This window comes from Psychrobacter sp. ASPA161_6, assembly GCF_051970285.1.
Taxonomy (GTDB): Bacteria; Pseudomonadota; Gammaproteobacteria; order Pseudomonadales; family Moraxellaceae; genus Psychrobacter; species Psychrobacter glaciei.
The window spans coordinates 157,543-171,298 of sequence record NZ_JBEFNJ010000002.1; the positions used below are offsets into that span (position 1 = coordinate 157,543).

General features: G+C 41.4%; 13 protein-coding genes. 8 read left to right on the forward strand and 5 right to left on the reverse strand.

Going from position 1 to position 13,756, the window contains the following annotated elements; translation table 11 throughout:
* Positions 1-570 precede the first annotated feature (570 nt).
* From ACTQ9T_RS06740 to ACTQ9T_RS06765, 6 genes are all read left to right on the forward strand, one after another.
* Positions 571-729 (forward strand): hypothetical protein, encoded by a 159-nt coding sequence (locus tag ACTQ9T_RS06740; protein WP_440464558.1) that lies wholly within the window; start codon positions 571-573, stop codon positions 727-729.
* 72 nt (positions 730-801) lie between these two features.
* Positions 802-1,824, forward strand: a complete 1,023-nt coding sequence (locus tag ACTQ9T_RS06745) for a DnaJ C-terminal domain-containing protein (RefSeq protein WP_440464559.1) — start codon at positions 802-804, stop codon at positions 1,822-1,824.
* 84 nt (positions 1,825-1,908) lie between these two features.
* Positions 1,909-2,232 (forward strand): chaperone modulator CbpM, encoded by a 324-nt coding sequence (locus ACTQ9T_RS06750; protein WP_440464560.1) that lies wholly within the window; start codon positions 1,909-1,911, stop codon positions 2,230-2,232.
* 269 nt (positions 2,233-2,501) lie between these two features.
* Positions 2,502-2,852, forward strand: a complete 351-nt coding sequence (locus tag ACTQ9T_RS06755; RefSeq protein WP_197174663.1) for an IS630 transposase-related protein — start codon at positions 2,502-2,504, stop codon at positions 2,850-2,852.
* Positions 2,803-3,351, forward strand: a complete 549-nt coding sequence (locus ACTQ9T_RS06760; protein WP_440464561.1) for an IS630 family transposase — start codon at positions 2,803-2,805, stop codon at positions 3,349-3,351. The genes ACTQ9T_RS06755 and ACTQ9T_RS06760 overlap by 50 nt, the downstream gene beginning before the upstream one ends.
* A 38-nt stretch (positions 3,352-3,389) precedes the next feature.
* Positions 3,390-5,735: an AAA family ATPase gene (locus ACTQ9T_RS06765; RefSeq protein ID WP_440464562.1), complete on the forward strand. Its 2,346-nt coding sequence runs from the start codon at positions 3,390-3,392 to the stop codon at positions 5,733-5,735.
* Positions 5,736-5,966: 231 nt separating this feature from the next.
* Here the strand turns inward: ACTQ9T_RS06765 and sstT are convergent, their stop codons facing one another.
* The 5 genes from sstT to ACTQ9T_RS06790 form a co-directional block, all read right to left on the reverse strand.
* Entirely contained in the window at positions 5,967-7,169 is a 1,203-nt protein-coding gene (sstT, locus tag ACTQ9T_RS06770; protein WP_189583694.1) for a serine/threonine transporter SstT, read from the reverse strand.
* A 325-nt stretch (positions 7,170-7,494) separates the two neighbouring features.
* Complete coding sequence (locus ACTQ9T_RS06775; protein ID WP_440464563.1) at positions 7,495-7,971, reverse strand: DNA polymerase III subunit chi; 477 nt, start codon at positions 7,969-7,971, stop codon at positions 7,495-7,497.
* 35 nt (positions 7,972-8,006) lie between these two features.
* A complete protein-coding gene (locus tag ACTQ9T_RS06780; protein ID WP_440464564.1) occupies positions 8,007-9,659 on the reverse strand; it encodes a leucyl aminopeptidase in 1,653 nt (550 codons plus the stop codon).
* 255 nt (positions 9,660-9,914) lie between these two features.
* Positions 9,915-10,043 (reverse strand): hypothetical protein, encoded by a 129-nt coding sequence (locus ACTQ9T_RS06785; protein ID WP_440464565.1) that lies wholly within the window; start codon positions 10,041-10,043, stop codon positions 9,915-9,917.
* 6 nt (positions 10,044-10,049) lie between these two features.
* Positions 10,050-10,655, reverse strand: a complete 606-nt coding sequence (locus ACTQ9T_RS06790) for a cysteine hydrolase family protein (protein WP_440464566.1) — start codon at positions 10,653-10,655, stop codon at positions 10,050-10,052.
* 514 nt (positions 10,656-11,169) lie between these two features.
* Between ACTQ9T_RS06790 and ACTQ9T_RS06795 the strand changes: the two genes are divergently transcribed.
* A complete protein-coding gene (locus ACTQ9T_RS06795) occupies positions 11,170-12,453 on the forward strand; it encodes an LPS export ABC transporter permease LptF (protein WP_440464567.1) in 1,284 nt (427 codons plus the stop codon).
* Positions 12,450-13,676 (forward strand): LPS export ABC transporter permease LptG, encoded by a 1,227-nt coding sequence (gene lptG / locus ACTQ9T_RS06800; protein WP_440464568.1) that lies wholly within the window; start codon positions 12,450-12,452, stop codon positions 13,674-13,676. Before ACTQ9T_RS06795 ends, lptG begins: the two co-directional genes overlap by 4 nt.
* Positions 13,677-13,756 lie beyond the last annotated feature (80 nt).

A 13,756-nucleotide genomic window follows, 5' to 3' on the forward strand; every position in this document is an offset into this window, starting at 1 on the left:
GCTTGCCTATATTATTCATACTCCCTATGAGTATAAACATTATATTCATTTTACAATACATAGCTTGTCATATCCTTACCGTTCTGTAAAAGAACGCTAGAGGTCACATATTCACATATCGAAAATTAAGAAAATGGACCGTTAAAGTTCAAAATACAGCACGAAATCCAAAGAAAAACTATTGTGTTGTAGACGATATTAGCAGTGATTTGAGCAACATTTTTATAGTGGTTAGGCCTTATAAAATAGTGGCTGTGGCTGAATTTTCCATCAATTTATTGAAATAACTTAACGTTGTTACGTTTTTAGTAGTAATTGAGCATAAGTTGATGTAAATAAAACTTGCCAGATTCTTACATTTTTGTAAAGCGTATCAACTGGGATATTATTCTAGGGCGTATCTTCATCTCAAAAGTGGTATGTTGAATAAGTTGCGATGGTTTTATTCACTGCCGCCATGATTTTTTTGGCGAGAATTTCAGCAGTTTCCATGGCGAGATGTGTGCGATTAGAGAGAATTTTAGATTTTATGATATTGAGTTTTTGGAGACAGCATTATTTGAACAACATATGCTATATTTTAAGAATGAGCAGTCAGATAAGGTGCCATCTGCATTGAGCAATAAAACCATGCCAATCAAAGTGACATTATGGCAACAGTTGTCAAAGAATAATAATGCCAAAATCGTCGTGACATCTATCAATATAATGACGCAGGCGAAAAATTAAATATTTATTCATTATTCCCATATTATGTATTAACTGAATTTATTAGAAATAAATACGATAAGGAAAAACAATATGGCAGAGAAAAATTACTATGACATTTTAGGGGTCAAAAAAGACGCCTCAGACGCCGATATCAAGAAAAAATACCGTAAGCTTGTCCGTCAATTCCATCCTGATGTCAGTGACGATCCAGACGCTGACAATAAGATTGCTGTGATTAATAACGCCTATGAGACCATCCGCGATAAAGACAAGCGCGCTGAATACGATGCGATGCTAAACAATCCGTTTGCTGGTCAAGGTGGCGCTAGTGGTTTTGGTGGTCAATCAGCGGGCGGCGGGCAAGGTGGTTTCCGCTGGGAGGACATCAAAGACCAGTTTGGTGAGGGTGAAGCGTTTGGCGATGGTAGCTTTCGCTTTGATGATATCTTTTCGGCATTTGGTCGCGGTGCACGTGGTTCAGCGAATGGGCAGGCAAGTGGTCGCTCTCAAAATGGTGGCTTTGACCAATTTGGTGGCGGTTTTGGGACGCAAGATAGCAAAGGTCAAGACCAACATGCAGAGATTACCGTTGATTTGTCTTCGGTATATAGCGGTGACGACTACAGTATTAAATTAAATGTTCCGGTTCGTCAGCCTAATGGCAGTGTCGATTACGAAAATAAAACCCTCAAAATTAAAATTCCTAAAGGCATCACTGATGGCAAACAAATTCGTTTGACAGGTCAAGGTGCGGCTGGCGGCGGTAATGGTAAAAACGGCGATTTATTTTTAAAAGTGAAAATCCGTCATGCAGACAATATTCGTATCGAAGGTGTTGATGTTTATCAAACCGTCAACATCGCCCCATGGGAAGCCGCCTTGGGTGAAAAAATCAACCTCACGACACCAGCAGGTACGCTTGGTGTGACGATTCCTAAAAACAGCAAATCCGGTAGCAATTTGCGCTTAAAAGGTAAGGGCATCCCTGCCAAGCAAGCAGGCGATTTGTATTTAACTTTAAACATGGTCAACCCTGATATCAGTACCGAAACTGCTACCCAAGCTTATGAGCAGCTGAAACAAGCTTTTTCTGACACCAATATCAGTCGTTAATGACCGCCAAGAAATACTTAAATCGAAGCAGAGATAAAGACCATACGATAACAATAAAATAAAGAGCAAACGAGGATAATCGCTATGAAACACTCGCCTGAATTTACCGATATTATCATGAGCTTAGATGAGCTAGTATCGGCCTGTGGCCAAGAGCGCCAATGGGTTATCGAATTGATTGAAGAAAATATCATTGAGTATGATGTGCCAGAACGTGAGCAATTTACTGGCTATCAGCTAACGATTGTACGCCGCGCATCGCGTTTGAGTCGTGATTTTGAAGCCAGCGTGCCAGCGATTGGTTTGATACTGGAGCTATTAGGTGAGGTGGAGCAACTCCGCCAATTAAAACATCAGCTAGATATGCAAGCACCCGTAATTGAAGTGGATGTCAGCACGTTAAAATAGTCTTTCAACTCAAATTAACTTATTAGCATGACTGAGATTGCGTCCAGATATATATTAAAAAGTATTTCAAAAAATATCTATGATTAGAGTACGAAATAAAAAGAGCAATAGATGCCGTTTTTTGTTTTTAAGAATAGCTGTTTACTAAATTCTAGTAGTTACTAGTAAATATTGGGCAATAGTTTATACTTATCAGATACATGTTATAGTCAAGCCCACTTAAAAGTGTTATAAACTAATTATCAAACTTAATTGTTATTATAAAGACCATGACTTACTCATTAGATTTTCGTAAACAAGTTCTTAAAAGTATAGATGACGGTATGACCTTTGCTGAAGCTGCTATTTTCTATAATCTCAGCCCAACCACCATACAAAACTGGAAGAGACGTGTTCATAGCAAAACGACAAGGCAAACCAAACCCTATAAAATACCTGATGACGTGCTACTTAATGATGTCAAAGAATATCCTGATGATTACCAGTATGAGCGAGCACGTCGTTTAAACTGTAGTAAAACAGGCATTTATCATGCCTTAAAGCGCCTTGGTATCAGTCAAAAAAAAGACCTTGGAACATCCAAAAGCGTGTCCGATAAAAAGAGCGATATATCACAGTAAGCTTAATAGCTTTACGCAGCAAGGCTACCCCATTGTGTACATGGATGAAAGTGGCTTTGAGGCTGAGACTATAAGACCTTATGGCTATGCACCGATAGGCAAACCTTGTATTGATAGCGACAACTGGCAAGGTAAAAAGCGAACCAATGTGATTGGTGCTCTTTATGAGAAGATGCTGTTTGCGCTGGATTACTTTGAGTACAACATTAACGGCAGCATATTCTACGATTGGTGCAAACAAACACTGATCCCAAGTCTTAAAACAAAATGCGTGATTGTCATGGATAACGCTCGGTTTCACAAAAGTAGACGTATCCAAAAATTACTGAACAGGCATGGCCATCGTATTCTTTGGCTGCCACCTTATAGCCCTGACCTAAATCCCATTGAAAAGAAATGGGCACAAGTGAAGTTTCTACGTCAAGGCTGGATGCAAAATGACTTATCTAAATTATTTTATGATATTTGTCCTGGCCATAACAGTTTTATTTTGAACTGACTATAGTATAAACCCAAATTATATTTAGGAAAGCAATTGTGCTAGAGAGAATCCTATTAATAGAAAATACCGGTAATTACTGCCGAGTTCAAGCTGGTCAAATTGTATTTTCTGATGTAAATATTATTTACGGTGAAAATAGAAATGGTAAAAGTACACTCTGCGATATATTTTATTCACTTTGTTTAGATGAGCCGCAACTAATAATTGACAGAAAATCGATTATCCCGCGAAGAGAGCCCTCTCAAGTACAACAAAACATAAGAGTTAAGTTTAGTGGTCAGAGAGAGCCTGTAGAGTTCCTAAATAATGCTTGGACATCCAAGATTCCTGAGTGTTCTGTGTTACACGTTTTCGATCAAAATTTTATTCATCGTAACGTCATGACTGGTATGTCGTATAGTCGAGAAAACTCCACCAATATATCAAGTTTTATTTTAGGTGAAAATTCAGAAAAATTTGTCGTGCTAGAATCAAAAAATCAAAAAATTAGAGATGATAAAAAGTCATTAGCTGTTATTACCAATAGATTCAACTCACATAATATTAATAATATTGATACGTTTATAACATTGCCTTTATCAGATAAAACTCTTGAAGAGCTTAATGAAGAAATACAAAGCTCTAAGCGATTGCAACAAGAATTAAATACTCAAATTTATAATGTGACTCAAGTTACTAGTAGAACGAACCTTGAAACTATCCCTAGACATAAAGCTATTAATACAGATTTACAATCTATAAATCAATGTTTAGATTTAAATATGGAAAATATACATCAAGCCTCTAAAGCTGCTGTAAATGCACATAAAACAAATGTGGATAATACAGATGCCTTTGATGGCTGGGCAGCTCGAGGTGTAATACATCTAAAAGATGATTGTCCTTTCTGTGGACAAGAGTTAGAAGAAGGAGCTTCTGCCTTAATTGACAGTTATAAAACAGCTTTTAATAACAGCTTCCAGACCTTTATATCTAGCACTAGAACTAACGTAAATCAAATTCAAAGAAACACTTTAATCAATTCAAATATAGGAAGCATCAAAGAGCAGCATGAACGAAACTTAGCATGTCTAGAGACATACGTTGAAGAAGATATCAGAAAAATTCTGAATGAACAGAGTTTCATACAGCTACTGTCAGACAGTTTTGAGCATATAAACCATACATTGACCAACCTATACCTTATTAACGATAAGTTTGCCAAGATTGTTAATACTGCACTAACGATTAAACTAGAAGCTCCTTATAACGCGATTGACGCTATAGACTTTACTGAGCTACAAAACGTATTCTCTGAGTTCGATGAGTCAATTACTCAATACAATACAATAAAAACAGCAATTAATAATGAACTCACTCAATTTAAAGAATCACAAGATGCTACAGCGTTAAGAGAGTCTAAGGATGTTGAAGCCAGAAAAGAAGTCTCTTTAGACAATAAAAAGAGACGGCTTGTGCTAAATGTAGATTGCATAAATTTTTCTAATTTAAACGATAGCATTATCAGAGATTTAGCTGCTTATAATACAGAAAAGACTGCTTTAGAAGCTGATCAAGATCTTTTTTTGGATACCTATTTTAATGAAATAAACAGTCTTTTTCGTCGTATTGGTTCAAGTGATTTCGATATATCCCGAAGTATTAATCGTGTTGGTGCTAGAACCGTCTATGATCTAAAAGTATCTTTCAAAGGCAGAGATATAGATAAAACTAAATTCCACTGCTTATTTAGTGAATCAGATCGTCGATCTTTAGCTCTTTGTATTTTCTTTGCTAAAATAAATCAACTTTCTGTTGATGAAAAAGAAAAAGCTATTCTAGTTATGGATGACCCTGTCACCAGTTTTGATAATGAAAGAATCTCCAGTATATTGCAAATATTGCAAACCCTAGAGGCTTCTACCAAACAAATAATTATCACTACACATTACAAAGGAATGGCTTCAGCTGTAATGAAAAAGTTTAATGAGGCTAAAGCCTTAAAGATAGTTCAAACAGTAAATGGTTCAATAATAGAAGAAACCACTAAAGCTGAAATGACAGCAACTGCACATGACGAAAGATACACTGAGATTATGGATTTCGTTGAGTTTAGGACACGAGATAACAAAATAACTAAGTTACGACAATTTGTTGAAGATGAAATGAGGCAGCGTTATAAGCTACCACTCACAATACTTAATTTGAATGAGAGAACATCGTTTAATGACTGTATAGTAGCTTTGGAGGAAAATAGCCATATTACCAATAGCGCGGCTGTATTACTTCATGATTACAGAACATCATTAAATATCCCATCACACGAATTAGAACTCAGATCGCTTGAAGGTGATAGAAATTATGCAAAAGCCATGATGGAATTCATATACAACGACCTTTAGTTTCATAATTAAATAGATGATAAGGTAAGCTTTTTTATTAAAAACATATTAGATGAGCTTGGGCATCATCGATAATTCAAACGTCAGTGGAACATTAAGTCATCTATGATTGATGTAGACGTTGCTAGCTGAAAATAAAGCTGAAAAATAGACAATAAAAAGGGCCTCACTGATTAAATAAGGCCCTTTTCTGTTTGTGGTTCTTAATTTATCAATCTGAATATCTATCAATTAACGAGAATACGTTGGATCAGCAGCTGCCGTAAATAGTACGTCAGTTGACGAATTCAGTGCTGTTTCTGCCGAGTCTTGTATCACACCGATGATAAAGCCAATTGCCACCACTTGCATGGCGATTTCGTTTGGAATACTAAACAAGCTCGCCGCCAATGGAATCAGTAGTAACGAACCACCAGCGACACCAGATGCACCGCAAGCACTAATCGTTGCCACCAAACTTAGCAGAAGCGCTGAAGCAAACGTCACTTCGATACCCAAGGTATGAGCAGCGGCGAGAGTGAGTACGTTAATAGTAATCGCCGCGCCTGCCATATTAATGGTCGCACCCAGTGGAATCGTCACTGAATACGTATCTTCGTGCAGCCCAAGCTTACGTGCAAGGTTCATGTTGACGGGAATGTTGGCAGCGGAACTACGCGTAAAGAAAGCTGTAATTCCTGACTCACGCAGGCAAGTGAATACCAGCGGGTAAGGGTTTTTGCCAGTCTTAACAAGGACGATAATAGGGTTGGCGACCAAGGCGATAAATAGCATACAACCGACGAGCACCATCAAAATACGCGCATAACCAGCCAACGCGCCAAAGCCTGTCTCCGCGACGGTATTGGCAACCAAGCCTAAGATACCAAAAGGCGCTAAGGCAATGACCCATTTCACCACTTGTGAGATGGCATCCGCGAAATCACCGACGACAGTACGAGCCGTATCGCTGGCTTGACGTAGCGCAAAGCCAATGATGATTGCCCATGCCAAGATACCAATATAGTTGGCTTCAGCAATGGCGCTGATAGGATTGGCCACCAAATTCATCAGCAGATTGGTCAACACCTCTTTTAAGTTCGCCGGTGGTACTTGCTCGATAGTAGCATTCACCAACGTCAGCTCGGTCGGGAATAAGAAGCTTGCGCCCACCGCAGTCAGGGCGGCCAAAAAAGTGCCGAACATATACATAATGAGCACGGGCTTAACGAAGACTTCATTGCCGCTACGATGCTGACTAATCGCTGCGATGACCAAAGTAAATACCAGTATCGGTGCCACCGCTTTTAGTGCACCCACAAATAGAGTCCCTAACAAGCCTAGTGCTATACCAGTATCTGGTGCTAGCCAACCAATCAGTACGCCTAATATCAAACCAATAATAATGAGCGGCACCAGCCCTATACGCTGGTACATCGCAATTAGTGAACGCATCTATACATCCTCGATTTAGTCAATACTCCAAATTATTTATAAATGATGACCGCATTAACCTTGCTTAAAATACGCAGTGTAGGCTCGGTTGCTTGGTTGCCATTTTGAAATAATTCGACTGTAAATAAGACATTTATAGTGAAAACAGAAAAATAATCGAAGGATGGTAGCATTTTTTAGGATAAGAGCCTACCTTTACCACCAACCGACATAGGCGGGACAGGTGAAGGTAGAGACTTAATATGAGAAAAATTGACGTGGATTCTCTGATGAGAAATCGTGCTTTTCGTGAGAAATGAGGAGAAGTTAGGGCGCAGGCTGCAACTTAAACTTTAAAATGAGTCAGCTCATAGCCTAATTTTTGATAGGCTTTATACTTATTACGACCTTCTTGAACACTGGTCGCGTCAGGTTTAATCAGCTCAAGAATACGGGTAGGTTGGGCATTGCTGGTTGCTTGCATAAAAGCATTAACGGGCTGTGCTGTTGTATTAATAACGATACCGTTGAAATCTGCTGGCATATAGCCGCCAAGCAATACAGGTGCTAATCGTTTGTTAATATCAACCTCAGGATCATCGCCTTCAGTATTGTTAGCTAAAAGGCGTTGATGCGGTATAAAGCTTGTCGCTTCTTGTGCCCATAGCGCCTCATCAAGCGTCGATGATAATTCTGCGTCATCACCCACCAGAATGAGCAGCGATTGGCTGCTTTTATTGAGTGCCGTTTGGGTCAACTGACAAATAAAGCCCAAGAAATCTTGGGCTTTACTGTCGCTTAATACATAAAAGCTAACTTTCATAAACTGATTTTCATAAGTTGGTTTTCGTCAACGGATTAGACCATATTCGCGCTGTTTTTTAAGTATTGCATAAATAGCGGCACAGGGCGACCAGTCGCGGCTTTATCTTTACCCGAGTTCCATGCCGTACCAGCGATGTCTAAATGCGCCCATGCTTGACCTTCTTCGACGAAGCGCGACAAGAAGCATGCAGCAGTGACGGCACCTGCACCTTTACCGCCGATGTTTTGCATGTCAGCGATAGGCGAGTCGATCTGTGCTTGATACTCGTCATCCAACGGCATATGCCAGATGAGATCGCCAGATAGGTTGCTGGCATTTTCTAAATCAAATAAGACATCTTCATCATTACTGAAGACCGCTGAGCGGACATGACCTAATGCCACCACACAAGCACCAGTCAATGTCGCGACATCGATGATGGTTTTTGGATTATAGCGCTGTACGTAGCATAAAGTATCTGCCAATACTAAGCGACCTTCCGCATCGGTATTTAAGATTTCAACGGATTTGCCATTCATGGCTTTGACGATATCGCCTGGGCGCGTGGCATCACCTGATGGCATGTTTTCTGCACAAGCGAGAGCACCAACGACGTTGATCGGTAGACGCGCTTCACATAGTGCTTTAATTGTACCGAGTACAGAAGCTGAACCACCCATATCAAATTTCATCTCATCCATTGCCGCACCGGGCTTGATTGAGATACCACCTGAATCAAACGTGACGCCTTTACCGACTAATACGATAGGCGCGTCATCATTTGCTGCTTGCACATTGTCATCGTTCTTTTTAGAGGCTTTTTTGTTAGCAGTCTTGGTGGGTAGTTTATCAGTCAAGGCTTTTAGGCCGCCACTAACTTTGGCACTGCTAGTCGTGGATTTACCAGCGTCGGCGCTAAAGTTTGACTTACCGCGATACTCCATGAGTACCAGCTTGCCTTCTTTGGTGGAGCCTTGCGCGACTGCTAAGAAGCAATTCATGCCCAGCGCTGACATCTCGTCTTCACCCAGTACCGTGACTGTTAATAGGTCAGGGTAGGTTGCTGCTAGCTCTTGGGCTTTTTCTGCCATGTAAGCTGGGAAGCAGATGTTACCTGGTTCATTGGCTACATCGCGAGTCAAGCTTTGACCAGCGAATACTGACTCTGCGAATTCTAATGCTGGCTGTAGTGATTCGTCAGCTAGTAGATAAATATCAGTTAGCGCAGGCGTGCTTTGCTCAGATTTGTATTTGTCAAAACGATAGGTAGCGGCCAACAGATTGAGGGCAAACTGACCAAATTGGTTTTCTTCAAGCGTGTCGCCTAACGCAACGGTGATAGAGGCTACCCGTTTTTGTGTGCTGCTATAGATGGTTTGAGTGATTTTTTGCAAGACTGTATTGTTGAGCTTATCGACGTTGCCAACACCGACCAATAATAGCTGGATAGGGTTTTGCTTAGTGGTTTTTTTATCACCCGCTAGCGCATAATCAACTACCGTTTCGCCAGCTTTACCGTTGAAGTGCGAGACTTCGATCAATTGCTCGATACGAGTGCTATAGTCTGCCAACACCGATTCAGCAAGGATGTTTTTTTTGTCATCGACTAGGACGACTAGGCAGGCCTCGTCTTTGTTTTTGGCTTCTTTTTTTAGAATTTTTTGAGTATGAGTTTTTGGCAGGTGCTGAGATAATTTAATATTCATATAGTTATCCTTATTAGAGTTATAAATTTAGAAGTGCAAATCAGTGATGAAGACAATATCAGCATTTTACTGCTCTTGTGTCGCCTCACTATTTTTTAAATTGCTTATTATTGTAGTGTAGCATATCAGCGAATCGCTGCGCAGTCGGCAAGGGTTAGGTAATGTTTTCGTTTAAATTTGCTGCGCTATCTTGCTAAGGCGTATGGGACGTTCTACGACGAGTCTACCAGTAGCTGAAAACGATCTGGAAACAAGCTAAAAGCAGGCAGCCGCCATACTATCGAATGTATGACGATTACGCACAGTGACAGTGACAGTGACAGTGACAGTGACAGTGACAGTGACAGTGACAGTGACAGTGACAGTGACAGTGACATTAACCATTAACCATTAACCATTAACCAAGTCGTCAGTCGCAACCAAAGCCGCAAATCTATCTTGCAAGGCCGCCATAGCAGTATCGTGCATTACTTCAGCGCTGATGCCTTCTCTTTTAGCACTAGGAAGTGCGCGAGTGGCACAGGCATCATGGCAAACAAAATTATCAAAGCCTAAATCAAACGCTGCTCTGACGCTAGAGCTGACACACATATGACTCATAAAACCCGCAAAAATAATCTGTTTTTTTCCGGTCGCTGAGATAAGTGCTTGAAGCTGAGTGTCATGAAAGGCATTAGGATGCTTTTTGGTGATTATTTTTTCGCTATCCATTGGTTTTAGCTCGTCCACTATAGCGACGTTAGCAGACAATGGGTCAAAAACATTGCCATTGTCTTCGCCATGATGAGCGATATGAAAGATAGGAACGTCTTGTTTACGGGCTTTATCAAGCAATAGGCGCGCGTTTGCAGTGGCTTTGCTGCCTGCTTGACCTAATGGCATGGCGCCATCGACATATTCGTTTTGATAATCAATAAATACGATAGCGCAGTTTGACCAATCAAGGGTATCAAATTCGCCACCAGCCAGCTCAAGTAGGGTAGAGGGATTAGACATTTTATTTATGCTCCAATAATTGTGGTAGAGATGAGTATTGACAATCAATCAGTCTAGCAATTAATGCTACTCATATTTGTGACTTGATACGAATGACAAACAAACCTTTCTAAAAGCAAAAACACTGGCTAATTAAATTGACGCAATACCGCAGCCAGTCATGCCTTACCATTTATGTGATTTATTGACTACTGGTAACGTCTACCAGTGTTTATTCATGCTGAATCATGCGTCATCAGCAAGGCTTGGGTGATTTTTTAGCACACATTTCACAGTCATTTTTTATCAAAATATGCTAGCATTAGCGGTTACGTTTATCGCTTATCTTTATATCATTTGACTTATAAGTGGCACCGTTACGTTGATATCTATTTAAGTGTTTGTCTGTTTAGGCATTTGAGTAGCATTAAACTGGTAACACCATACTATTGCGCTTGGCTCTGTCAGTCAGCACGCGATACACCGTCCACATATCCACTGTTAAAGAGTACCTATTGTGATATTACGCCGCTACATGACCCAACAAGTTGCCTCAACCACCGCTTTGGTATTGGGGTTTTTGGTGGTTATGATGCTTGGTGGCCGTCTGATACGTTACTTTGGCATTGCCGCAGAAGGCAATCTAGATATCAGCTTATTATTTACCATCATTGGTTATAACTTGCCGTATTTTTTAGAGCTGATTTTGCCCTTGGCTTTTTTTATTGCTCTAATGCTGGTGTTTGGGCGCTTATATGTCGATCAAGAAATGGCGGTTATCAATGCCAGTGGTGTTTCCCGCGGCAAGCTGGCTCGGCTGATGACTCCTTTGATACTGGCCTTATTCGTTGGTGAGGCTGCATTATCAGTCGTCGGCAAGCCGTGGGGCGTACGCTCATCTGAGGCTATTTGGCAGAAGCAAGCCTTTACCAGTGCTTTTGATTTGATTCGCCCCAATGAGTTTATCAGTAGTGGCAATTACCATCTTTATGTTGGCAGCCTTAGCGACGACAAAAAACAGCTACAAGATGTGATACTCATTCAGTCTGAGCCAAAAGATAAAGGTAGCAACGCCAAAGCGGCTGCCATGGATGTCGATAATAGGATTGATCCTGAAACCGCAGAACAATTAGCGATTCCAGACGTGCCACAAGCGTTGATAAGCAAGGGCGATAAAAACATAAGTAAAGACACCATTACTTTGGCCAAAAGAGCTGAGCAAGTACAGACAGGTGACAAGGGTGTGACCCAATTGGATTTATTCCAAGGGCGTCGTTACGAGGTCGGTGCGGGCAGCTTGAAGTATAATCAAGTCGGCTTTGATCGCTATCGCATTACCTTGACGGAATCCTCACAAGATGTGATCACCGAAGACAATATCGAAACCCAAGCAATCGGACCGTTATGGCAAGCGGCCACTGGCAGTGCCCAGTTCGGTGGTGAAAATGCGCTGCGTGCAGCACAGGGTGAGCTTGGCTACCGTTTTGCTTTGCCGTGGCTGATGATTATCGCGCCGATGCTCGCTGTACCACTGGCGCAAGTACGTCCGCGCCAAGGTCGTTGGTTACGCCTATTTCCTTCAATTCTATTGTTTGTCAGCTGTGCGCTGGGTATCATTTCACTCAAAAACGCTGTGAGCAAAGGCAGTGTGAGCGTTTGGGCGTATGCTTGGCTGATTTTAGGATTTATGGTATTGGCACTTTATATGAATTGGGGTAGCCGTGTGCAGCACCGATTGCGCTTTCGCAAACCAGAGAATGGGTCTCTAACAGTTGCCGATCATCAAAGCAGTGGCTCACAAGGAGGGCAGTCCTCATGAGTGCTTTATTCTCTAAATCTCCCAATGCTGACTCGCACAACGCGAATGCTCAGTTTGCCAAAAAACCTGCCAATCTAAAAGTCCTTAGCCGTTACGTCAAACTGAATGCTTTGCTAGCAATCGTCGGAGCGGTTATAGGTCTGTGGGCATTACAACTGGTATTTTCTTATTTGTCTGAGCTGGATTCGTTAGATGATAGCTATACAATGGGTGAGGCGATTAAATATATCTTTTATCGATCGCCTTATTTTTTAGAGCAGTTTATCCCGACGGGTGCATTGCTCGGTGCGGTTGTGGGCTTGGGTTTACTCGCCAATAAAAGCGAGTTGGTCGTCATGCGCGCCGCTGGCGTCAGCGTTTATCGCATCGTTGGCTGGGTATTACAGCCCGCTTTGATTTTTGTACTGCTCGCCTTGCTCATCAATCAGTTTATTTTGCCGCACTCTAATCAATTGGCAAAAGAAATCAACGATGAAGACAGCACTTCGTTGGTCACATCGGTGCGCGGTTATTGGACAGTGCAACCACGTTTTGAGAATACAAAAGCTGGTCGTACTAAGCCGGATGGTAGCGATATTTTGTATATCGATTATGCCGATGTGCAAGGCAATATCGGTGAGGTCAAACGTTGGCATTTAGACAATAATGGCAATCTACAAACGGCTGTTCACGCTGAGGGCGGGCAATATATTGGTCGCGAACCTTTGGATACAGTCAGTAGCGAGCCGAGCGAGCAGTATCGTTACGAGTGGGCGTTGAATAACATGACCAAGCTGATGATTAATCAAGGCTTTGAGAGTAGCCAAGCGATCTCGCCGTCAGATACCTTAAGCCTGCCCTTTGCCCCTGAATCAGTATATTTGCTCACCCGCAAAGCCGAAGATCTGTCATTGACCCAATTGTACGAGCATCGTCAGTTTATGCGCCAACAAGGTCAACGCTCTTTGAGTCATGAGTTAGCATTTTGGCAAAAATTGCTATCACCATTATCGATATTGTCGTTGGTGATTGTCGCTTGCTCATTCGTCTTTGGCTCACTGCGGACACATAGCTTGGGCTTGCGTATCGTGGTGGCATTATTGTTCGGCTTGCTGTTTAGTTATGTGCAAGACTTGGTTGGCTTTGTTTCATTGGCGACTGGATTTTCGCCACTATTGATGGTGCTACTACCGATTATTGCCAGTGCGATATTGGGTGGATATTTGCTTAAACGGCAGATGTAGCCAGATATCATTTGCCATAAAGAAGCCCGCTAAAACTATATGTTTTAGCGGGCTTCTTTATTTGCGTCATATTCAAAAAT

Excerpts from the sequence above, each read along its gene's own strand:
- ACTQ9T_RS06740 (WP_440464558.1), top strand. The coding sequence starts at position 571 with ATGCTATATTTTAAGAATGAGCAGTCAGATAAGGTGCCATCTGCATTG.
- ACTQ9T_RS06745 (WP_440464559.1), top strand. The coding sequence starts at position 802 with ATGGCAGAGAAAAATTACTATGACATTTTAGGGGTCAAAAAAGACGCC.
- ACTQ9T_RS06750 (WP_440464560.1), top strand. The coding sequence starts at position 1,909 with ATGAAACACTCGCCTGAATTTACCGATATTATCATGAGCTTAGATGAG.
- ACTQ9T_RS06755 (WP_197174663.1), top strand. The coding sequence starts at position 2,502 with ATGACTTACTCATTAGATTTTCGTAAACAAGTTCTTAAAAGTATAGAT.
- sstT (WP_189583694.1), bottom strand. The coding sequence starts at position 7,169 with ATGCGTTCACTAATTGCGATGTACCAGCGTATAGGGCTGGTGCCGCTC.
- ACTQ9T_RS06775 (WP_440464563.1), bottom strand. The coding sequence starts at position 7,971 with ATGAAAGTTAGCTTTTATGTATTAAGCGACAGTAAAGCCCAAGATTTC.
- ACTQ9T_RS06780 (WP_440464564.1), bottom strand. The coding sequence starts at position 9,659 with ATGAATATTAAATTATCTCAGCACCTGCCAAAAACTCATACTCAAAAA.
- ACTQ9T_RS06785 (WP_440464565.1), bottom strand. The coding sequence starts at position 10,043 with ATGGTTAATGTCACTGTCACTGTCACTGTCACTGTCACTGTCACTGTC.
- ACTQ9T_RS06790 (WP_440464566.1), bottom strand. The coding sequence starts at position 10,655 with ATGTCTAATCCCTCTACCCTACTTGAGCTGGCTGGTGGCGAATTTGAT.
- ACTQ9T_RS06795 (WP_440464567.1), top strand. The coding sequence starts at position 11,170 with ATGACCCAACAAGTTGCCTCAACCACCGCTTTGGTATTGGGGTTTTTG.
- lptG (WP_440464568.1), top strand. The coding sequence starts at position 12,450 with ATGAGTGCTTTATTCTCTAAATCTCCCAATGCTGACTCGCACAACGCG.